Raw genomic sequence first — 21,976 nt, forward strand, 5'->3', positions numbered from 1 at the left:
TTATGGACTACACCTTTAATTTTGCTGAATTACTTAACTATAAGAGCGAAATACTAGAAGGCTTGGTCACCACTATACTCCTTACCGTGTTTACTACTGTTCTCGGCTGCCTGTTAGGCACGCTGGGAGCAGCAGCTCGCGCGGGCAAAACTACTTGGCTAAGCCGTGTAGTAGGCTTATATGTTGAACTAGTCAGAAACACGCCGTTTATCGTACAACTATTTTTTATTTTTTTTGGTTTACCCTCTTTGGGTATCAAGCTTTCAGCGATGGAAGCGGGTTTATTGGCAATGGTTATTAATTTAGGGGCCTACAGCACCGAAATTATCCGTGCCGGTATAGAAGCCACACCAAAAGGATTAGTAGAAGCAGCTAAAACGCTTGGGCTTACACGTGTACAGATCTTTACACGCGTTGTGTTGCCACCTGCCATTGCTCGTATATATCCAGCACTAACCAGCCAATGCATCATCGTGATGCTCGGATCAGCAGTACTATCGCAAATATCCGTAGAAGAACTCACCTTCGCTGCCAACTTTATCCAATCCCGCAACTTTTTAAGCTTTGAAACTTATTTCGTCGTTACTTTACTGTATTTAGTTATTGCCATTGGTATGCGTCAAATATTTAAGTTGATTGGCTATGTGGCATTCCCTAACTTGAGGGCCCGCTAATGTATCAATTTACTGATTGGGACATCCTTCGTAACCTGCTACTCGCGGCACGTTGGACTGTCGTTTTATCGTTGATCGCCTTTGTCGGCGGCTCAATTGTGGGTTTAATACTAACTTTTATACAAACGAGTGGTAACAAGGTAGCGCAACGACTTATACGTATTTATGTTGAGCTATTTCAAGGAACCCCTTTATTAATGCAGTTATTTTTGGTGTTTTTTGGACTGTCCTTGTTTGGCTTTGACGTATCTGAGTGGACCGCCGCTTCATTCGCTTTAATACTCTTTAGCAGTGCCTTCTTATTTGAGATTTGGCGTGGGTGTATCGAATCGATTCCGAAAGGCCAGTGGGAAGCTTCACGCTGCTTAGGTCTCAGTTATTATGAAATTATGCGTCATATAATATTGCCCCAAGCCTTACGCGTTTCTATCCCACCTACAGTAGGCTTTTCAGTACAAATTGTTAAAGGCACCGCACTGGCTTCGATTATTGGATTTGTAGAGCTGACCAAAGCTGGAACCATGCTCAATAACGCAACCTTCGAACCTTTCAAAGTCTTTGGCATGGTTGCACTTATTTACTTTTTACTCTGCTACCCATTATCAGTCGCAAGCCGCAAGTTGGAGAACAAATTAAATGTCGCTCGTTAATATCGAAAACATCCACAAATACTATGGCGATAACCATGTACTTAAAGGCGTCGACCTAACCATTGCTGCGGGTGAAGTTGTTTCAATTATAGGACGCAGCGGCTCAGGCAAAAGCACCTTACTGCGCTGCATAAATGGTTTGGAGTCATACTCCGAAGGCAATATCATTCTGGATCAGATGGAAGTTAGCACAGACGACTTCCAAGTCCGCAAGCTTAGCAAAAGCGTGGGGATGGTATTTCAGAACTTTAACCTCTTTCCTCATTTGACTGTGGGACAAAATATCGAATTGGCGCCTAAACTCGTCCGTAAAACATCAGCACAAGACGCCGAAGCGACATCCAAAGAGGTGTTGGAAAAGGTTGGTCTAGGCGACAAATATAACAGTTATCCTAGTGAACTATCCGGAGGGCAGCAACAGCGTGTTGCTATTGCTCGATCACTGGCCATGAAACCAAAAGTACTGCTGTGCGATGAGATCACCTCAGCGCTAGATCCGGAGCTTGTGGGAGATGTTCTTAAGGTGCTAGAACAATTGGCTAGTGAAGGTATGACACTCGTACTAGTAACGCATGAGATGAATTTTGCTCGTGATGTGGGAGACCGCGTTGTTTTCATGCATCAAGGGAAAGTGTGGGAAACGGGCGATGCCAAAGAAGTCTTTGCCAACCCCCAAACCCCCGAATTACAAAGCTTTATTAATGCAGTACTTTAACGTCAAAAATAGACTGGCTGATTAGTCATGAGCCAGTCTATCGATGTTACTTAAAGACTAGATTGAAGGTGACCGGAACTACCGAGCTTATTGAAGGCAACCCAGCGAGTGTCTGAAGCTTTTCCACACCTTCGCCTAAGTCAAAAGTTTGCGCATCAATAATAACGGGGCTTAACGAAGTCACTAACAGCTGATCATTAGCTAATTTGGTGACTTGTACTTGTGCATCAACATCGGCGACTACGCCATGTAAAGACAGAGTGAGCTTAAGTGCTTCCTGATAAGTCTCGCCCTTCTGTAATTCAACTGCTCGGCTTACATCAACGGCTCCACGCACCTTAGCATCCGCAAAGCTTTCTGTATCAAAAAACTCTGTTTGCATTCGCTCATTACGAATAGAAACGCCCGTCTCTACACTATTTAGATCGATAGTCAGAGAAACAGCACCACTGTCGGTGATAGAACCTTCTAGGGTCTTAAAATAATTAACTTCGCCTGTACTATTGGCTTTGATGGATACGTAATCGATCCGCGATTCTTCCCCTACTAGCGTCCAATCGGCGAACGCTGCCGGGGATAGAGTCAACAATATCCATGTTACTAATGAAATTTTTTTCATGAGACTTCTCCATAAGTTACGTTTTTCATAGCGAAAAAGGCATCACGAATCAGTCATGACAAAATTAGTAAAACGATTTAAAAACACAACTGCTAAATTCGACGTCATCAGCCCTGCAACTGCTGACCGACAAAGGCTCACAAAGTTCTATTTAGTCTGATGGTCGACCGACAGAAAAAGGCATTAGGCGTCTCATGGTTAACTAATACGACGTGCCTTAAAAGTACGCCCTTTAATTTTACCGTGTTTGAGCAGATCCATTGCTTCTTTAATGACTGTTAACCTAACCGCCACATAAGTGCGCTGAGGCTTGACTTGTATTTTACCAATATCATCAGAGGTAATGGTTTTATCAGCCGTTAATGCCCCCACAATATCCCCTGGACGCACCTTATCTTTTTTGCCACCGGAAACTTCAACTGTACATAGCTCGGGGAAACGGACATCGTTTTGCGATAAACGAGCAGCACTCGCATTGATCGCTTCATCATCTAAGTTTAGATATTCCTTTAAACGATCAAAACGGAACGATTCTTTTTGGCTAAACAAGGTGCATGCCGTACCGGTTGCTCCAGCGCGACCTGTTCGCCCTACACGGTGGACATGCACCTCAGGTTCAAAAGCAATTTGCTCATTAATAACCAAATCAACCGAGTCGATATCCAAACCACGAGCCGCTACGTCAGTCGCCACTAAAACGTTTACCGAGCCATTAGCAAACATTGCTAAAGTAACATCACGATCTCGCTGCTCTAAATCACCATGTAAGGATTTAACACGATAACGTTGAGACTGTAAGGACTGATACACTGCTTCGACTTCACGCTTTGTATTACAGAAAATGACCGCAGCAGCCGGTTGGTAATGACGTAACAAACGATCAACCATTTCCAGGCGCTCATCTTCATCGGCTACTTGATAAAAATGCTGTTCGATGGAGTACTCATCATGTTGCGACTCGACCTTCACCATAACGGGGTCATGCATCACTTTTTCAGCTAACTTCGCAATTTCTTTAGGGAAAGTCGCACTAAATAGTAAGCGTTGGTTAGCCGCAGGGATGGCCTCTAAAACCGCATCAATTTGCGGCTCAAACCCCATATCCAGCATACGATCCGCTTCATCAAGTACTAATGTTTTGCATTGACCTAAATCCAGCGATTCGCGCACTAAGTGATCAGCTATGCGGCCTGGCGTGCCGACAATGATATGAGCTGTATTCTCTAATGATATGAGTTGGCCTTTAATTGGAACACCACCACACAGCGTAACGATTCGCGTGTTATTGATCAAACGTGCCATTTTTCGCAGCGCGTCAGCCACTTGATCTGCAAGCTCACGCGTTGGGCATAAGATCAATGCTTGTATCGCTCGGCTATCGCTATCTATAGCATTCAATAGGCCTAATCCAAACGCTGCCGTTTTACCCGATCCTGTTTTTGCTTGCGCAATTAAATCTTGGCCCGCTAAAATTTTTGGTAAGCTTTGTGACTGGATAGGAGTCATTGAGTCATAGCCCAAAGACGCGAGGTTATCGATCAATTCGTCACGTAAACCGACGGCCGTAAAAGTAGATTCAGTCAAAAGAGCACCTTGCAAAAAAATTAGCAGTTAAAGTGCGTCTATTGTAGACGTTTTGTTGCGTAAAGGCTGCTTATTCCCATTGCGCATGCTTATCATCGATCTCAAAATCAATTTCCCGACCGTCAGCACATAATTGCGCTATGCGAGTGGGTACACCTTCTTTATCTAGGGTAACCAATCCGATACCCGCCGCATTCAACAAACGCTCGCCTAACTTCGCATTATCGGGCTTTCGGGGAGACACGCGCATACCGCGACGCTTTGTAAACCAGTTGAGTGGCGACCAAGGCGCATACAACCAACGATTTAAACGATCAAATACATCCAGCAGTTTGGGAGGGAATTCGTTCCGAAGCCCGCTACTGGTAATTTGCCAAATGGATGGGCTGTTTTTGCGTCCCCGTAACTCGATGTCATAAACAAACGAATAATGTACATCACCCGACAAAATAACAAAGTGCTGAGGTGTCCGTGGGTGCCTAAATAAATTCATCAAACCATGAGCGGCACCGTTATGAGCCATCCAGTTTTCAGCATCCACCATTAACGGATAACCCGCCCATGTAAACATCCGCTGAATTGACTCTATCAATTTCACACCAAACACTGGCGCCGGCGACACCATGACAACTGCTTTCTTATCCAATAAGCTATATTGCAAATCAGTGATTGATTCCCAATCCATTAACCCTGATGGCCGATCGATATTTTTCTCGGAACGCCACCGATGTGTCCGTGTATCTAATACGAGCAATGCAGGGTCAGTATCCCAATGGAAATGCCAGTGATCAAACGCTAATAATTGAGTAATAAACGCATCGTGCTGCTTTGTTCCAGGAGCTGCTAGCGTAGTGGATAAATGTGCTAATAAACCCTCATCAAACTGATCAGGTGCGTTCCCCCACCCTTGGCACAAAAGGTAGGCAATCAAGGCATTACCGATAACACGTCGTGATAACGGGTGTTCATAAGCAGACTTTTCCCAACCCGCAGTCAAATTCCAATCATCGGTAACATCGTGGTCATCAAATATCATCGCACTGGGCACATGCGCCATTACTCGCCGCACATGAATCAAATCAGCTTTAAAGCTATTGATCGCCGTTTGCTCTCGCGCGTACCGCTCAACATCCAATTGCTCATTAATAGAGCTAGGCCGCTCAAGCGTGATACCCACCCAGCACTCAGGTGACCATACCAATAAATACATAGCCAGCATTTCAGATAATGACATCAAGTGATTATTTGCATTGCTAGAGGTAAATACCGGCTTTCTTGCACCACCAAAAAACTGCTTGCGTAACTCTCCACCTTGCTCTGTTTTTGGTAACAGGGAATCTCGTTTGTAGTAATGTGGCTGGTCATGCCACAGCGCTTTACTATCCGATAAATCTGTACCTTCTAAGGCTTCATCAGGCAACTTCAAACGATCAATCAATTGGTGAATGGCAACCAACATTGGACCTGCGACATCATCGGCATAGACTTGGTCACCCGACATCATTAACAAAGCGGGCCATCGTTCAACGAACTCGTGCTCATTCATGCTGCCCTTTTGGCCCATGATGGTGGCTAGGTGCTTATCTGCTCGGACGAGACCGTCCCCGCTGTCCTTTTTATCTTCCGATTCAGCGGGCAGCAAGTGAGGCTTACGGCAAGACCCATGGAGTAAAGTACTTAGGTGGGATTTGATCATAAAACCCGGTAATGACTGTCCGCCATAACAAATATCACTTGCCCACTCGACCACGCTAATAGGGGTACTATCTGATGTTGTTTTTAAAGCGAGGTCATACCCTATCCATACATCGTGCGGTAGTGGCTTTGCTTGCGAAAACACGACGCAGTAAAAATACAGCAGCTCGCCCGCTTTAAAAACTTTATGACTGGTGAGGGCCTCAGAATGATTAACCGGCTCTTCGCCTTCAGGGAATAAACGTAGCGAGAGTGATACAGGCCGAGAAGTCGCCAACCAAAAAGTGACCGCCTTTGAGGTTAATTGCCGCAACACAGGTCCAACGAGGACAAGAGGAGTATCGGTAGAAGATTTCATTACATTCATAATGGTGTGACAGCATTTCCTGCTTTCATATCCATAAAAGCGAGCTAAAACAGCCTGCTATGCGGATGGACTCGATTCATAGATTTTAACTCCCGGTAATTCAACAAAATGAACCCACTTGAGTGGTTTTGATAAAAAATACCCTTGAGCTAAATCACATCCCTTTTCTCTGAGCAGGGTTAGCTGGTCTTGTGTTTCAACCCCTTCCGCTACTGTTTCGTATTGGTAAGAATTGGCAATGGACAAAATAGCATCAACCATGACAGCATGCTTACAACCCGCATGAAGTTCATTGATAAAGCTTCTATCAATTTTTAGTTGATCCACAGGGTAATGGTATAACTGATTAAATGCTGTATACCCCGTTCCAAAATCATCAAGGGCTAACCTAAAGCCCAATGCTCTGATGCGTTGCAGAACATCAATATTGCTTGCATCAATATCAACTAAACGTGTTTCAGTGATTTCCAACTCAATACAAGCCGGTGAAACGGCGTATTGCTGAGCTAGCTTTGCTAACACATCGGGGAAGTGAATATCATTCATTTCTTCGGCGGAGATATTAACGGAGATTCTAAAGTCAGGATTAGACTCGCAAAGACCACTCGACTGAAGAATACGAAAAACCTCTTCAATAACCCACAAATCAATCTCTTTAATCATCCCAAACTCTTCCGCAACCGAGATGAATTGATCGGGACCAATCCCCTCCATAGAGGGATCAATACAGCGCAAAAGCACCTCTGCCCCAGCCACTTCTAATGATTCAATATGGTAGATGGGCATATACATCAAAGTAAAAGCATGTGTATTAAGTGCATACCGCAACGTCGTCGAAATCTTACGCTTTAGCATGATTTTCTCTTGCACTTGCCGGTCAAAAAACTTGTACTGGTTTTTACCCGACTGCTTTGCAAAATACATTGCAGCATCACCCTGTTCTAACAAATCACTGAAAGTAATAGGTTTATTGGCTAAGACAGACTGTGTAACCCCTAAACTAGCATTCAAATCACAGATCAAGCGATTACCTGTTTTAATAGGCTCGGCAATTTTCTCTAAAATTTTTGCCGACAAATCAGGAATTAAAGGTGCTTTACAATTAAGCAATAAAAGTACAAATTCATCGCCTGAAATACGACCGATGGCTGAATCACTGCAATCTTTATTTTTTTGACAATCATTAACAAGGTGAGCTATTCGTTTGCAAGTTTCAATTAAAACTGAATCCCCTACGAGATGCCCAAATGAGTCATTAATACGTTTAAAATTATCTAAGTCTAAATAAATTAACGTTACAACATCGTCACTGGTTTTTTCTTTTTTAATCTGTGAAAAGTATTCCCCTAACCCTCGCCGGTTTAATAGCTGAGTGAGTGAGTCTTGATTGGAAACCTGCTTTAGTACTTCGTTTCGGCTGATATATACAAGGCGCTGACGATTTAAAAGATAAACAGAGACTATCAGCCATAAAATAAATAACCACCAAATCAAACTAAACTCATCAATACTACGGCCTTTAAACTCCATAGAGTGTAGAGTGATTCGATACTCACCTATTTTTGGTAACGGGAACTCATGGGACGTTAGCTCAATGACTGACACATTAGTTAGATCAACTTGAGAATGCTCATAATCCACATTGAGTAAATCAGTCCACCAAGTCTCTACTTGAAAGTAACGCGTGGGAATTTGGATTGTTTCCCGGCTGTGACCGGCTTCAAATCGAACAGCATTGTACTTTAACGATAGATCATCATCAGGCTTGGAGAGTTCATGATCAAAGTTTTTCAAGAAGACTCTGATTTTGGTATCTTGCGACGGTGAAAAATAACTAACGCTTAGCTCAAGCTCATCGTAACGACTTAAGTCCAAACCATCGCTTAAGTCCTCGGATAGATAAATAGATAACCCACAAAAGCGATCCCCTTCTAAACTTTTTACGTTGCAGAAAACACTAACGGAACCACCCTGCTTAAATATCACATACTCACTATTTTCGTCATCATAGGCTTCTGTTACATAATTATGCTTTGGATCTAGCACATCTAAATACGTGTTGAATAAGCCTGCGTGGAAGCCACCAATACTGGCAAAGGTGATAACAAGTAAAGTTATGGGGATGACGTAATTAATATTCTTATAAAGTATAGCAATCATAAATGGCTTCGGTGAGTACAGACATCCATGCATGCTAACCATGAGGAAGTTTTATAAATATAGTATAAAAATAGTTATTGATAAACATTAACAGACTATAAAAAGATCCTACCTCTGGTTATCCGAACTTAAGATTAATGGCGCATCAATAGTGTGCCTAAAACAGAAAAGTACTGATAGAAAGCCTGATTGATACGAATACGCTGCTCGGCAGCTGGGTATAAACCGGCTTTTGCTTCAGGTGACTGTTTAGTCCCTTTAACCAGAAAATGATTGGTAACATTAGCGTCTTGAACATAGGCTTCAAATGCACGCGCGCAGAGTTCTTCCGGCTGACTGTAATATAATTGCCCAAGTTGTTTATCCATAGACGCCGAGGCTACAAAAAGATCGCTAGGGCCATCGCCCTGCTCGTCTAACAAAATGGCCTTAAAACAAGCGATTAGATAATCATTTAATGGATGTGCAACCGGCGTAGCGTCACTTAGCCATGCTTTGGAAGCAAACATCGAGGTGGGGGCATCAGCGAATGCCTTATCAACTAAGTAGTGATCTAATGCGTGAAACCATTCATGTGCAATACTGCCCGGCCCTGCATTTTTAGCAAGCGCAAAACTTCGGTTTGCAGCATCATAATGTGCCGCAACGCCCGGCCGACCACCGGTACCATACATTAAAGATAGCGTGCCGCGCAGTGAAATAAGAGTTTCTGGTGCCTCAAGAATCAACATGAGATCGGCCAAGGCATCATAAAACAAGCCCGCAGCATTCTCTTGCTCTGCAACGCTTACCCATTTTCCAATTTTGATAGATTTAAAATCAAAACAATTTCGTATGTCTGCAAAAGAGACAGAACGCCCCTCTCGATAATCAGGGCCGTTTCGAAAAAATGTACGAGCCATGGTAGACAAAACAAATCCCCAATTGAAAAACACGGCTTTGACTATAGCCGACCCATTTATGAGATACGCGCATGCCCTGTTTTAGTCTCATTTCACGCTTAAGATTGAGGCACGTATTAGCACTCAGTAGGTAGGTGAGTTTATGCAAACGAACGATCAGAAAAACAAAAGCAGCAACTAAGATACGTTTAGTTGCTGCATTAGAGGACACACTACCTGTTGATGTTAACTGTCTTGCTCGTTATTAATACGATCAATGATGTCAGCGTATTGATCAGAAAAATCAGAGAAGGTGTCTTGTTGATGGCTGCAACAACGGATGCGTCCAGTTTTAATATCGTAAATCCATCCATGAATTTCGATTTTAGCGTTCGCTAATTTGGCCGCCACAGCTGGATGCGTACGCAAATGTTGCACTTGCTGCAATACATTCTCAGCAATCGCTTCATTAAGGTATTTATGATCCAAACTGCAATCACCTGGAATATCATTGCGCTCTCGCACGATCTCCATTGCCGAACGACAATGTCCCAACCACTCCTTAACGTGGGGCAAACCTTTCAGCGCATCCATATCCAGTGCACCTTTTATAGCACCGCAATCAGTATGGCCGCAGACGATAATATGACGCACACCTAAAACAGCGACTGCGTATTCTATAGAGGCCGTCATTCCCCCAGTCTCATTACTGTGCGGCGGAATAATATTTCCTGCATTTCGGCAGATAAATAAATCACCTGGATCCGAGCCGGTTAGCAAGTTAGGGTCGATACGCGAATCAGAACAAGTAATAAACAACACGTCTGGGCTTTGGCCATCGGCCAAAGTTCCAAACAGGTCCTTTCGCTCTGGGTAAATGTGTTCATGGAAATGCAAAACGCCACGAATAATTTGATCCATTTACTCACTCTCATCAATTTGTAGGTTAGCTGAAAGATTATCAGACTGATTAATCTTTAGTATGATACCAATAGGCTATCGTGTTCCAAAGCAGCTTATTACAATTCCTTATAAAAACTGCCTTGGTCAAGTGTAATCAGCACATACGCAAGCTTATTTACACTATTAAAACTACCATTAGTTAACAATTTCGACTAAAACTTCCCCTGGAGTGACTCGATCCCCTTTCACCACATAGACAGCAGCTACCGTACCGGCTAAATTAGCATGAATCTCGGTTTCCATTTTCATCGCCTCAGTAATTAAAACCGCTTGACCGGCTTTAACGACTTGTCCTTCTTCCACCAGCACATCGACGATATTCCCTGGCATTGTCGCTGTTACGTGCCCAGGTTGGGTAGCGCGTTTACGGCCACTAGATGCTTCAGCAACATACTCATTGAGCGATTCAAATGTCACTTCTTCCGGCATACCATCCAATGAGAGGTAAATTTTGCGTTTACCGGCCCCAGAATCACCTACACCCGTTATCGCTACCTCGTAGGACTCGCCGTGTACATCAATACGAAACTCAGTTGCCGTAGCCTCAGACATGCGAGATTTCGTTTTTTGATCAGCCGGTAACAGAGCTTCTGGTGTCAAGGATCCCTCCGCGCGCTGCTGTAAAAACTCACGCCCAAGATCAGGAAACATTGCAAAGGTCAGCACATCTTCTTCACTTAACGCTAGCGAACCAATCTCTTCACGTAGCTTGTTAAGTTCAGGTGATAATAAATCAGCTGGCCGACCTTCATTAACAGGCTCATTCCCGATTGCTTTTTTAAGCACTTGCGTATTCACAGCAGCAGGAGCTTGGCCGTAGCCGCCTTGCAAGTAGCGCTTAACTTCGTTGGTAATTGTTTTGTAACGCTGACCTGCCAATACGTTGTATACCGCTTGCGTACCAACAATTTGAGAGGTAGGTGTCACTAACGGTGGGAAGCCAAGGTCCTCACGCACACGGGGAATTTCATCAAAGACATCGCGAATACGATCCAGTGCATTTTGCTCTTTGAGTTGGTTCGCTAAATTCGACATCATGCCACCCGGTACTTGGTTGATCTGTACCGATACATCTTCGCGCGTAAACTCACTCTCAAACTGGTGGTACTTTTTACGCACTTCACGGAAGTAATCAGCGATCTCGGATAACAATCCCAAATCTAATCCCGTATCAAAAGGGCTATCCTTGAGTGCGGCAACTTGTGATTCTGTTGCAGGATGACTAGTCCCCGATGCAAACGATGAAATAGCCGTATCAATGCGATCTGCTCCGGCTTCAATCGCCTTCATTTGACACAAGGGCGCCAAACCAGACGTAGAATGGCTATGGATCACTAATGGTAAATCCACTGCTGCTTTAATCGCTTTGACTAAATCATAGGTGGCAAATGGTGTTAGCAAACCCGCCATATCTTTGATTGCGATCGAATCCGCACCCATCGCCTGCATCGCCTTGGCTTGCTCAACAAATAACGCGGGGGTATGCACAGGGCTAGTTGTGTAACAGATAACACCTTGCGCATGCTTTCCGGCTTTTTTTACCGCCTTCATAGCTTGCTCAATATTTCGCAGATCGTTGAGCGCATCAAACACACGAAAAACATCAATCCCATTGTCAGCTGCTTTTTGCACAAACGCATCGACCACGTCATCAGCATAGTGGCGGTAACCTAATAGGTTTTGCCCTCGCAGTAACATTTGTAGGCGTGTATTAGGCAACGCTTTACGCAACTGGCGAAGACGCTCCCAAGGGTCCTCTTTGAGAAACCGAACACAAGCATCAAATGTTGCACCGCCCCACACTTCCAATGACCAATAACCAACTTGATCTAACTTTTCGCAGATAGGCAACATGTCTTCTGTGCGCATACGCGTAGCAATTAATGATTGATGCGCATCGCGTAAAACAACATCAGTAACTTCAATACGTTTTGGCTGCTGCTCGTAAGTAACGTGTTCCATAGTAGATTCCTTCTGTGTTTTACCAGCCCGCATGTGCTGCAATAGCCGCCGCTATTGCCAAAGCAACTTCGCTTGGGTGTCTTTTTTCAGAATAATTTAATAATTCAGGGTGTGTCGGAACAAAGCTGGTATCAAATTCCGCCCCGATAAAGTCAGGGTGATTCAAGATTTGCTGATAATACGAAGCGGTCGTTTTAATACCATGTAAACGCATATCATCTAATGCGCGTTGTCCCCGAGCGATCACCTCTTCCCACGTCAGTGCCCAAACCACCAGCTTCAAGCACATGGAATCGTAATACGGTGGAATCTCGTATCCCGTGTAAATAGCGGTATCGACACGAACCCCCGGGCCTCCAGGAGCGTAATAATGGCTAATGCGGCCAAAGCTAGGTAAGAAGTCATTTTTAGGATCTTCGGCGTTGATACGAAACTGCAACGCAAACCCGCGCAACTGAATATCATCTTGTCGATAACTCAACGGCAAACCTGCAGCTATACGCAACTGTTCACGCACAATATCAACACCGGTTATTTGCTCGGTAATCGTATGTTCAACTTGCACACGGGTATTCATTTCCATGAAGTAGACTTCGTTACCGGTCAGCAAAAACTCCACGGTTCCAGCATTCTCATAACCAACGGCTTGTGCCGCCTTTACCGCGAGATTACCAATGTACTGGCGCTGCTCCGGCGTTATTTGCGGGCTGGGAGCAATTTCGATCAATTTTTGGTTACGGCGCTGTATAGAACAATCCCGCTCGAATAAATGCACCACATTACCCTGGCTATCTGCCAATATTTGTACTTCGATGTGCCGCGGGTTAACGATGCACTTCTCCATGAAGACTTCAGCTGAGCCAAACGCTTTAGTGGCTTCAGAGATAACTCGCGGGTATTGAGTTTTAAGCTCCTCGGGCGTGTCACACCGGCGAATACCACGCCCACCGCCGCCCGATGTGGCTTTCACCATAACGGGATAACCTATTTCATTCGCGAGCGATAACGCCTCGTCAATATTTGCCAAATTCCCTTCAGAGCCCGGCGTAATAGGCACTCCTGCAGCACGCATACTATCTCTGGCTTGGGTTTTGTCCCCCATACGGTGAATAACTGACGACGCAGGCCCGACAAAGGTGATTCCTTTTTCTTCACACAGCCTTGCAAACTCTTGGTTTTCAGAAAGGAAGCCATAACCCGGATGGATCGCATCACACCCTGTTTCGATGGCTAGATTAACAATACGCAACGGATCGAGATAACCCGCTAATGGATCTTCGCCTAACGAATAAGACTCATCCGCTCGTTTAACATGCAATGCATAACGATCCGGCTCGGTATAAATAGCAACAGACCGGATACGCATTTCTGCGCATGCCCGAATAATACGGACTGCAATCTCTCCTCGATTGGCAATGAGTACTTTTTTTAACATGACCGTTCCTCTATGAAGGTTCAGCCACCACACTAATTCACAACCATACCAAAGCTAAAATTGATTTTTCTTAGCTTATCTATAAGGTATTAGTTATAGATAGAATTTTCACCATAAGAATTAATCCCATGCCTTTAACATCGCCTATCACAATCCCCAAACTAGCCAGCCGATTAACCTTTCGCCAGCTACATATCTTCCATGCGGTGTATTTACTGAAAAGTTACAGTAAAGCCGGCAATGAATTAGGCCTCACGCAACCCGCTGTAAGCAGCCAAATACGCCAACTCGAAGAGGCCATTGGCATGCCAGTTTTTGAATACATTGGACGCCGTTTATTTTGCACCGCCGCAGGCGAAGCCTTAGCCAAAAGTACTAGTCTAATTTTTACTGAGATAGGCAAACTACAAAGTGACTTGGCCGAATTAGAAGGCGTAGTCGCAGGTGAACTAAGATTGGTAGCCGTCAATACTGCGCAATATGTTGTACCCTATTTACTGCGCGCTTTTTTAAACCTTTACCCACAAGTCAAAGTATCCGTGCGCGTTGTAAATCGCGCCGCCGCTATCCAGCGATTAGAAGATAACAGTGACGACCTCGTCATCATGGGGATGGTACCCAGCGAGCGCCCGTATACATCCCTTCCCTTTTTAGATAATGAGTTGGTACCCGTCGTTCCTACAGACCACCCTTTCTTATCGACCCCCGCTTTTTCAACACAGGAGTTTCTAGATAGCCAATTATTAATACGCGAAAGCGGTTCAGGCAGCCGCTTGGCATTAGAAACACACTGCCGAAATCACCATCTTCACATTAATAACTACATGGAGTTAGGCTCTAACGATGCACTCAAACATGCCGTTATAGCGGGTTTAGGCGTCGCTGTTTTACCTAAAGTAAGCATATTGCCCGAGCTTAAATTAGGGCTAATGCACATCATCGATTTACCCGACTTCCCACTTAAACGCTCATGGTGCGTAGTCTACCCGCAAGCTAAACACCCAACCCCAGCAATGCGCGCTTTTATCGAGTATATCCAGCAAAATATTCGACAGTTTGAGCATACCTTTTTGCGCCAGAATCAAGGGTTTTAGCGACTTTTACCCCTTAATTTTGAGCCAATTCCGTTTTTTATTGCTATCTACTCTAAGTTGATGAGCAAAAATTACACATCTTTTGGTAAACAAATCTCCAGCTTTTTCATGCGTCTGTAAACCGTCGGTCGTGAAACGCCTAACTGTTTCGCCACTGCTGAAATATTCCAGCGGTGGTGACGCAGTAAAGCCAATAAATCGTTCTGCTGCACGGCGGCGCTCTCAAGCTGACAGTGACTATTGATAACAGCAGACTGCTCCGGATTAGTATGAATCACTTGCCCAACAGAAGATAACGGTATAATAGCAGAGCGTGATCGATGCTGAGTGCATTCATCCGGTAGATGATGAACTGTTATCTCCCCTGTTTCACATACGGCTTCAGCAAAAGTAAGCGTATTAACTAACTGTCTGATATTACCTGGCCATGAATAAGCCAGCAGAGCACTCATGGCATCAGCGCGCAGCCTAACAGCAGGGTTAATGCGCTCTAACAGCAACTTAATAAGGTACTGCTTATCAGCGCGTGCTTTTAAAGTGGGTAATTTTAATGTTGCGCCATTCAAGCGGTAGTACAAATCTTCTCTGAATTGCCCATCAGCAATGAGCTGAGTGAGATTACAGTGCGTAGCCGCCAATACGCGAATATCAATATCAACCGGCTGCGACGCCCCCAGCGGTAATACCTGCCCTTCCGCCAACACCCGCAACAAACGGCTTTGCAGGTGCAGCGGCATATCGCCTATTTCATCTAAAAAGAGTGTGCCCCCATTGGCTTCTTGGATAAGGCCTTTTGCACCTTTTGCCCGTCCACCTGTAAAGGTTCCTGGGGCATACCCAAAAAGCTCACTTTCGATTAACGATTCGGGAATAGCAGCACAATTGACAGCCATAAAGGGACTATCGGCTCGATGGCTTGTGCCATGTATGGCTTTTGCCAGTACTTCTTTGCCCGTACCTGTTTCACCCAAAATGAGCAAACTAACATCGCGATGTCTTAATCGTTTAGCCAAACTAATCGTCTGGCGCATCGCGGGGTCATCGGCGCACAGCCTATCTAGCGCTGATACAGACTCCTCTTGAGAGCTAATAACTTGCGACACATCTGATTGGCTGGATGATTTTTTCCTTGGTTCAATCAAAACACCGTATAGCATTTGTTGAGTACCGGATACACGAAACGCCCGCACTCCGTCTTTGCTTTCGTACGTGATAGACAATATATCTCGCCACTGGCATTCCAATAAATCCGGTAATGTAATCGCTTCTTTTGAAATGGGCTGATATTGGGTCAACAAAGCACGTCCCGCCGTGTTGGCTGCGAGAATAACCCCTTGCTCGTCGAGCGCAAACAAGAGCTGCCCATTAACTTGGACAAGCTCACGTGACTGATCACATTTAAAAACCAAGCTATGGCGATAACGCCGCAAGAAATACGCATCTTCAATTAGGCGAGCGTGCAACTGAATTAGGTGTAATGCAAAATTTTGGCTTTCGGGGGTACGTGAGGAGTGCAATGATGAAATATCCAGCACAGCGAGCAATTGTCCCGATGGATCTTTTATCGGTGCGGCCGTGCAGGTAAGGCTAATGTGCGAGCTATCGAAGTGATCGACTCGGTGACACGTTAATGCTTGCCCTTCTTTTATACAGGTGCCAACAGCTGATGTCCCTGCGTATTGCTCGCTCCAATCAGCGCCTAGATACAAACCGGCTTTATGCAACCGGTCGTCATGCTTGTCACCCAAAAACTGCACCATAATCCCACGGTGGTCACTCAGTAACAGCACATAGCCTAGACTGGCTATTTGCGAATACAGCTGCTCAACGCCTGCACGTGCAACATTTAAAAACTCATCCACGGAGTCTTGGTGCTCACGCAATGTTTGATGCGTGACTATGCGTGCAGGACGCGGCCTGCTGGGATCTAACCCGTACTCACTTAAGCATCGCTGCCACGAGCGACCAATCAACTCATGCGTTGGAGAATAGCTTTTGTTCGCCGCCTGATACCCACCATAACTAAGTACCGTATCGATATGACGACGCTGGCTTGCGTTATTCATGCGTAATCCTTTATCCGTGGCTGTTATTTTTATTTCACGGTTATTTCGAGTCTACCCCTGAAAAGGGCTGCTTTCTATACTTCTTTCTGAGGTGCTATTTAGGTTACTTTTTTGGTCGCTCATATCATCGATTATCAACCAACGTGTTGTTTCACCTCCTCTCTTGCAAGTTTTACAGCTGTAACAGGTGCCTGCTTTTCACGTTACAGGTGTAAAATGACGGTGTTACAGGTGTAATGCAGAAGTCCGTACCCACTTAAATAACATCCACTCTCGCCTTTATATTTTCTTACATAAAATCAGCCACTTATAAAATAAACAGCGTTTCCGGGCCATACTGGCATGCATGCTGCTCTACCTCCTTTATCAACGCAGTACCAGGTAGAACTCACCTGTAAAGAAGACGTTGGTGTTAACGCAGTAACAAAAACAATAATCTGCACTGGAGATACTTATGACGCATTCAACCTTAACCGCGACTCATAAACCCACACTAGCCGCCGTTGCTTGGCTGGAGGGTTTAGCAGCCACACTCAGCTCAGATACGCCAACCGATGCCGTTAACTTATTCGAGGAAAACGGCTATTGGCGCGACTTAATCGCTTTCACATGGAATATAAAAACACTCGAAGGTAGAGAAGCCATCAGCGATATGATTGCCGCAACCATGAAAGATGCGGCGCCAAGCAACTGGCAAGTCGAAGAAGACGCGACTGAAACCGATGGTGTTATAGAAGCTTGGATTACATTTGAAACATCAGTTGCTCGTGGCCGCGCTTATTTACGATTACGTGACGGGCTAGCATGGACCTTTCTCACGACCATGACCGAGCTAAAAGACTTCCCAGAAAAACGCAACAAGCTACGTCCTAAAGGCGCAGAGCACGGCGCTAATAAAAACCGCCAAACTTGGCTAGAAAAACGTCAACACGAAGAAGCAAATTTGGGCTACACCGAACAACCCTATTGCTTAATTATAGGTGGCGGCCAAGGAGGGATAGGCTTAGGTGCACGCCTTCGTCAATTAGAAGTGCCCACTATTGTTATCGACGCGCTCCCCAAACCCGGTGATACATGGCGCAACCGTTATAAATCACTCTCGCTGCATGATCCTATCTGGTATGACCACATGCCATATATCCCATTTCCTGAAAACTGGCCGGTCTTCACACCTAAAGATAAAGTTGGCGACTGGCTAGAAATGTACACCAAGGTGATGGAGATTAATTACTGGGGTTCTACACGTTGCACGCATGCAAAATACGATGAGGACAAGCAAGAATGGACAGTAGAGGTTGATCGTGACGGTGAAAAACTCACGCTACATCCGAAGCAACTAGTACTGGCAACAGGAATGTCAGGCATCCCGAATATACCAGACATTCCAGGCATGGATACCTTTGAAGGAGAGCAACATCACTCTAGCAAACACCCAGGAGGAGAAGCCTATAAAGGCAAAAAATGTGTTGTATTGGGTGGCAATAACTCAGCACACGATATTTGCTGCGCTCTTTGGGAAAACGATGCTGATGTCACCATGATTCAGCGTTCATCCACACACATCATCAAGTCCGATTCCCTGATGGAGCTCGTGTTAGGTGGGTTATATTCCGAAGAAGCGGTCGAAAATGGCATGACCACTTACAAAGCAGACCTCACCTTTGCCTCTGTACCCTTCCAAATTATGCCGCAGTTTCATATTCCAGCTTATGAAGCTGTTGCAAAACAGGATGCTGAATTTTACCAACGCCTTGAAGACGCCGGGTTCCTACTCGACTTTGGTGAAGATGGATCGGGGCTGTTCATGAAGTACCTACGCCGTGGCTCAGGCTATTACATTGATGTAGGGGCGTCCGACTTAGTTGCAGAAGGTGAGATCAAACTCAAATCCGGGGTTTCGATAGCCGAAATAAAACCTAAGTCGGTTGTGCTGACCGACGGCACCGAGCTAGAAGCCGATTTAATCGTGTACGCCACAGGCTTTGGCTCGATGAATGGTTGGGCCGCTAAAATCATCTCTCAAGAAGTGGCCGACAAAGTGGGTAAATGCTGGGGCTTAGGCTCCGATACGGCTAAAGACCCTGGCCCTTGGGAAGGCGAGTTACGCAATATGTGGAAGCCAACACAACAAGAGGCGTTGTGGTTCCATGGCGGAAATTTACATCAATCTCGCCATTACTCTCAGTATCTATCCTTGCAATTAAAAGCACGTATGGAAGGTATCAAGACACCGGTATACGGGTTACAAGAAGTTCACCACCTTAGCTAGTCCCAGTGGCACCTTGGCAGCGGAAACCGCTGCCCTTTTTGTCATTTTTGGAGCACATCAGAAGTACATTTTAAGTCCAAAATCGAACACCACTGGCTTTCGTTGATGTGCGCTACTCAACGTAAACAAGGTCTCGGACCTTAGGAGCAAACAATGAAAGGTATTCAAGGTAAAATCGCATTGGTAACGGGCGCCGCTAACGGTATCGGTGCGGCCATTACCCGTCGTCTCTATGCCGAAGGTGCAAATATCGCCCTTATCGATTGGAGCGGCGAACAGCTTGAACAAACGGTTAAAGAATTTGATGCAGATCGAGTCATGTCAATGGTTATTGATGTCTCTGACCCCGTTCAGGTTGAAACGATGATTACGGAGGTCATTAATCGTTTTGGCCGCCTGGATATTCTAGCGAACAATGCTGGTATTCATATCCCTGGAACCGTATTAGAAACCACAGTAGAAGATTGGAAAAAAGTCTCGGGAGTCGATATCGACGGCGTTGTTTACTGTGCCAAATTTGCACTTCCAGAGTTAATCAAAACTAAAGGCTGCATCATTAACACCGCATCGGTTTCTGGCCTTGGAGGTGACTGGGGCGCTGCATTTTACTGTGCAGCCAAAGGTGCCGTTGTTAACTTAACCCGCGCAATGGCACTCGACCACGGTTTAGATGGTGTCCGCATCAACGCAGTGTGCCCCAGCTTAGTAAAAACTAATATGACGAACGGCTGGGACCAAAGCATCCGCGATAAATTTAACGAGCGCATTGCACTAGGGCGTGCAGCCGAACCCGATGAGGTAGCTTCTGTTGTTGCTTTCCTAGCAAGCGATGATGCGTCTTTCCTAACCGGTGTTAACTTACCGATAGACGGAGGAGCTACCGCCTCAGATGGTCAACCAAAGGTGGCGTAGTTGTTTAAGGTATTAAGCTTCAACAAGGTTAGGTGTACAAAGCGCCTAACCTTGTTTTAAGTAAACGACCTCGACACCTGCGGCTAAAAGGCGGCTAAGCAAAGCGGCTTCAGGAGCTTTATCGGTAATAACACAATGATAATCACTCATTTGCCCCCATACGCAACGTGATTCTGTATCAAATTTAGCGCTATCAATGACCAAAATACGATAAGCACAATGGCTGATCAGCGCTTCACGCGCCATGACTTCATCATCATTGTAATCATATAACCGACCTTGCCGATCAACCGAACCCACCGAAACGACACCCACCTCGGCTCGGTAGCGTTGAAAAAAGCGCATGGCATCACCACCGATCACATCCTGATCACGCTTACGAACATGTCCTCCCGCTATGGTTAATTCACAATCGCTGCTTGCACACAAATGCCGCGCGGCGTGCAAGTTAGAGGTCATTATTTGCAAGCCTTTATGCTCCATCAAGGCGCGTGAAACTTCAGCAACGGTTGAGCCACTGCCTAGAAAAACAGATTGATAATCAGTGATTTTTGCTGCGCATAACTCGGCAATGTGTCGTTTTCCCGAAACATTACGAATCTGACGTTGGTCATAACTAATGTTTTCACGATGCGGAAACGGTATGACTTCGCCATGACTACGCAACACCAGCCCCTGCTCTGCTAAAGCGCGAATATCTGCCCGTATAGTTTGCACCGAAACTTTAAATTCATCAGCTAGGCTTTGTATCGTTTGCCTTCCATGCAGATTCACCCACTGGACTATTTCATAATGGCGTTTACTCATGTTAAAGCATTCCTTTTTAGCGCCTGCCAACCCAAAAAACAGCAAACGAAAGCTAAATACCATCAAACGAAAGTTTTTCGTCATCTTACTGTCAACTTGTGAAGTTAATATTTCACAAGCTCTTAAACAGGAATGAAAACCATGACTTTTAAAAACGCTTTCGCTTTATGTGCCGCTTTATCGGTTTCTCCTTTAATCGCTAACGCACAAGAAACATTAACCCTCTACACAAGCCAGCCCAATACAGATGCTCAGCAAACGGTTGATGCGTTTGAAAAAGCTAATCCTGATATTGATGTTGAATGGGTACGTGACGGTACGACCAAGTTGATGACCAAACTGCGCGCAGAACTCGCTAGCGGTGTGGTTAAACCTGACGTTCTATTAATCGCTGATAGCGTCACCATGGAATCACTCGCGGCTGATAACTATTTATATGCTTATCAAAGCCCCGCCCGTGAAGCTTACGCGGATAGTCTTTATCATCCCGAAGGCTATTACTATGGCACTAAGATCATCACAACAGGCATTGTTCGCCATAAACGCGCTCCCGAAACGCCAAAAAGCTGGGCTGATCTCACCAAGCCTGAGTATAAAGGCCAACTCGTTATGCCTAGCCCACTGTATTCAGGTGCCGCCTTGATACACCTTGCCACACTCACGGATGCCCCAGAGTTAGGCTGGAACTATTATGAGCAACTTCAAGCAAACGGCGCGATGGCTCAAGGCGGTAATGGCGGTGTCCTTAAAGCCGTTACTTCAGGCAGCAAACCATATGGCATGATCGTGGACTTTTTGGCTATCCGTGAGGCAGCCAAAGGCTCACCTATTGAATTCACCTTCCCTACAGAAGGCGTCAGCATGGTCACTGAGCCAGTTGCCATTATGGAAGGTTCAAAGAATAAAGCAGCAGCGCAACGTTTTGTGGACTTTTTATTATCTAAGGATGGCCAAGCTTTAGTCCTAGAACAAGGTTACTTACCCGCGCGTGAAGATGCCGGAGTGCCTGCCGGCTTCCCTCAACGGGACGCTATTAAATTATTACCTTTTGATGCCGCTGGCACACTCAAATCGACCGATGAAAACAAAAGCCGCTTCAGCGACATCTTTGGTGGATAAGTGC

The 21,976-nt window shown here is 45.3% G+C and carries 17 protein-coding genes; 7 read left to right on the forward strand and 10 right to left on the reverse strand.

Features of this window, described 5'->3' with window-relative positions:
• The first annotated feature begins 2 nt into the window (after positions 1 to 2).
• From OW491_RS03705 to OW491_RS03715, 3 genes are read left to right on the forward strand one after another with little or no spacing between them, the layout of a single operon-like run.
• Positions 3 to 674: an amino acid ABC transporter permease gene (locus OW491_RS03705; RefSeq protein ID WP_290034715.1), complete on the forward strand. Its 672-nt coding sequence runs from the start codon at positions 3 to 5 to the stop codon at positions 672 to 674.
• Positions 674 to 1,324, forward strand: coding sequence for an amino acid ABC transporter permease (locus tag OW491_RS03710; protein WP_075171681.1), 651 nt, complete (start codon positions 674 to 676; stop codon positions 1,322 to 1,324). Before OW491_RS03705 ends, OW491_RS03710 begins: the two co-directional genes overlap by 1 nt.
• Positions 1,311 to 2,039, forward strand: coding sequence for an amino acid ABC transporter ATP-binding protein (locus OW491_RS03715; protein ID WP_075171680.1), 729 nt, complete (start codon positions 1,311 to 1,313; stop codon positions 2,037 to 2,039). The genes OW491_RS03710 and OW491_RS03715 overlap by 14 nt, the downstream gene beginning before the upstream one ends.
• Positions 2,040 to 2,085: 46 nt before the next feature.
• Here the strand turns inward: OW491_RS03715 and OW491_RS03720 are convergent, their stop codons facing one another.
• The 8 genes from OW491_RS03720 to OW491_RS03755 all read right to left on the reverse strand — a co-directional run bounded on the left by OW491_RS03720 (position 2,086) and on the right by OW491_RS03755 (position 13,705).
• On the reverse strand, positions 2,086 to 2,658 hold the full coding sequence (locus OW491_RS03720; RefSeq protein ID WP_215152177.1) for a YceI family protein: 573 nt from the start codon (positions 2,656 to 2,658) through the stop codon (positions 2,086 to 2,088).
• A 198-nt stretch (positions 2,659 to 2,856) separates the two neighbouring features.
• Entirely contained in the window at positions 2,857 to 4,242 is a 1,386-nt protein-coding gene (gene dbpA / locus OW491_RS03725) for an ATP-dependent RNA helicase DbpA (RefSeq protein WP_075171678.1), read from the reverse strand.
• Between the two features lie 70 nt (positions 4,243 to 4,312).
• Positions 4,313 to 6,295 carry an alkaline phosphatase D family protein gene (locus OW491_RS03730; RefSeq protein ID WP_290034717.1) on the reverse strand — a complete coding sequence of 661 codons (1,983 nt, stop codon included), beginning with the start codon at positions 6,293 to 6,295 and terminating at the stop codon, positions 4,313 to 4,315.
• 66 nt (positions 6,296 to 6,361) lie between these two features.
• Positions 6,362 to 8,464: a GGDEF domain-containing phosphodiesterase gene (locus OW491_RS03735; protein WP_290034718.1), complete on the reverse strand. Its 2,103-nt coding sequence runs from the start codon at positions 8,462 to 8,464 to the stop codon at positions 6,362 to 6,364.
• A 134-nt stretch (positions 8,465 to 8,598) separates the two neighbouring features.
• Positions 8,599 to 9,375, reverse strand: a complete 777-nt coding sequence (locus OW491_RS03740) for a CLCA_X family protein (protein ID WP_215152181.1) — start codon at positions 9,373 to 9,375, stop codon at positions 8,599 to 8,601.
• A gap of 216 nt (positions 9,376 to 9,591) precedes the next feature.
• The gene (locus OW491_RS03745) at positions 9,592 to 10,266 is read right to left on the reverse strand and encodes a carbonic anhydrase (protein WP_075171675.1); all 675 of its coding nucleotides are present in this window, start codon (positions 10,264 to 10,266) and stop codon (positions 9,592 to 9,594) included.
• 177 nt (positions 10,267 to 10,443) lie between these two features.
• Entirely contained in the window at positions 10,444 to 12,270 is a 1,827-nt protein-coding gene (gene oadA / locus OW491_RS03750) for a sodium-extruding oxaloacetate decarboxylase subunit alpha (RefSeq protein WP_178968445.1), read from the reverse strand.
• A gap of 19 nt (positions 12,271 to 12,289) precedes the next feature.
• Positions 12,290 to 13,705: an acetyl-CoA carboxylase biotin carboxylase subunit gene (locus tag OW491_RS03755; protein WP_075171673.1), complete on the reverse strand. Its 1,416-nt coding sequence runs from the start codon at positions 13,703 to 13,705 to the stop codon at positions 12,290 to 12,292.
• A 128-nt stretch (positions 13,706 to 13,833) separates the two neighbouring features.
• On the opposite strand from OW491_RS03755, the gene OW491_RS03760 reads away from it, so the two are divergent.
• Positions 13,834 to 14,799, forward strand: coding sequence for a LysR family transcriptional regulator (locus tag OW491_RS03760; RefSeq protein WP_277252278.1), 966 nt, complete (start codon positions 13,834 to 13,836; stop codon positions 14,797 to 14,799).
• Positions 14,800 to 14,870: 71 nt separating this feature from the next.
• Here OW491_RS03760 and OW491_RS03765 read toward each other — a convergent pair whose 3' ends face one another.
• Positions 14,871 to 16,865 (reverse strand): sigma-54-dependent Fis family transcriptional regulator, encoded by a 1,995-nt coding sequence (locus OW491_RS03765; protein WP_290034721.1) that lies wholly within the window; start codon positions 16,863 to 16,865, stop codon positions 14,871 to 14,873.
• 454 nt (positions 16,866 to 17,319) lie between these two features.
• Here OW491_RS03765 and OW491_RS03770 point away from each other — a divergent pair, with 454 nt between their 5' ends.
• Together OW491_RS03770 and OW491_RS03775 are read left to right on the forward strand one after the other, a co-directional pair.
• Complete coding sequence (locus OW491_RS03770; RefSeq protein WP_083609924.1) at positions 17,320 to 19,134, forward strand: NAD(P)/FAD-dependent oxidoreductase; 1,815 nt, start codon at positions 17,320 to 17,322, stop codon at positions 19,132 to 19,134.
• Between the two features lie 153 nt (positions 19,135 to 19,287).
• Entirely contained in the window at positions 19,288 to 20,046 is a 759-nt protein-coding gene (locus OW491_RS03775) for an SDR family oxidoreductase (RefSeq protein WP_075171669.1), read from the forward strand.
• A gap of 45 nt (positions 20,047 to 20,091) precedes the next feature.
• On the opposite strand, the gene OW491_RS03780 is transcribed toward OW491_RS03775, so the two are convergent.
• On the reverse strand, positions 20,092 to 20,853 hold the full coding sequence (locus tag OW491_RS03780; protein WP_290034723.1) for a DeoR/GlpR family DNA-binding transcription regulator: 762 nt from the start codon (positions 20,851 to 20,853) through the stop codon (positions 20,092 to 20,094).
• Between the two features lie 141 nt (positions 20,854 to 20,994).
• Between OW491_RS03780 and OW491_RS03785 the strand changes: the two genes are divergently transcribed.
• Positions 20,995 to 21,972: an ABC transporter substrate-binding protein gene (locus tag OW491_RS03785; protein WP_075171668.1), complete on the forward strand. Its 978-nt coding sequence runs from the start codon at positions 20,995 to 20,997 to the stop codon at positions 21,970 to 21,972.
• Positions 21,973 to 21,976 lie beyond the last annotated feature (4 nt).

The sequence above is a fragment of the Neptunomonas sp. CHC150 genome, from assembly GCF_030397555.1.
In the GTDB taxonomy this organism is placed as follows: domain Bacteria; phylum Pseudomonadota; class Gammaproteobacteria; order Pseudomonadales; family Balneatricaceae; genus Neptunomonas; species Neptunomonas phycophila.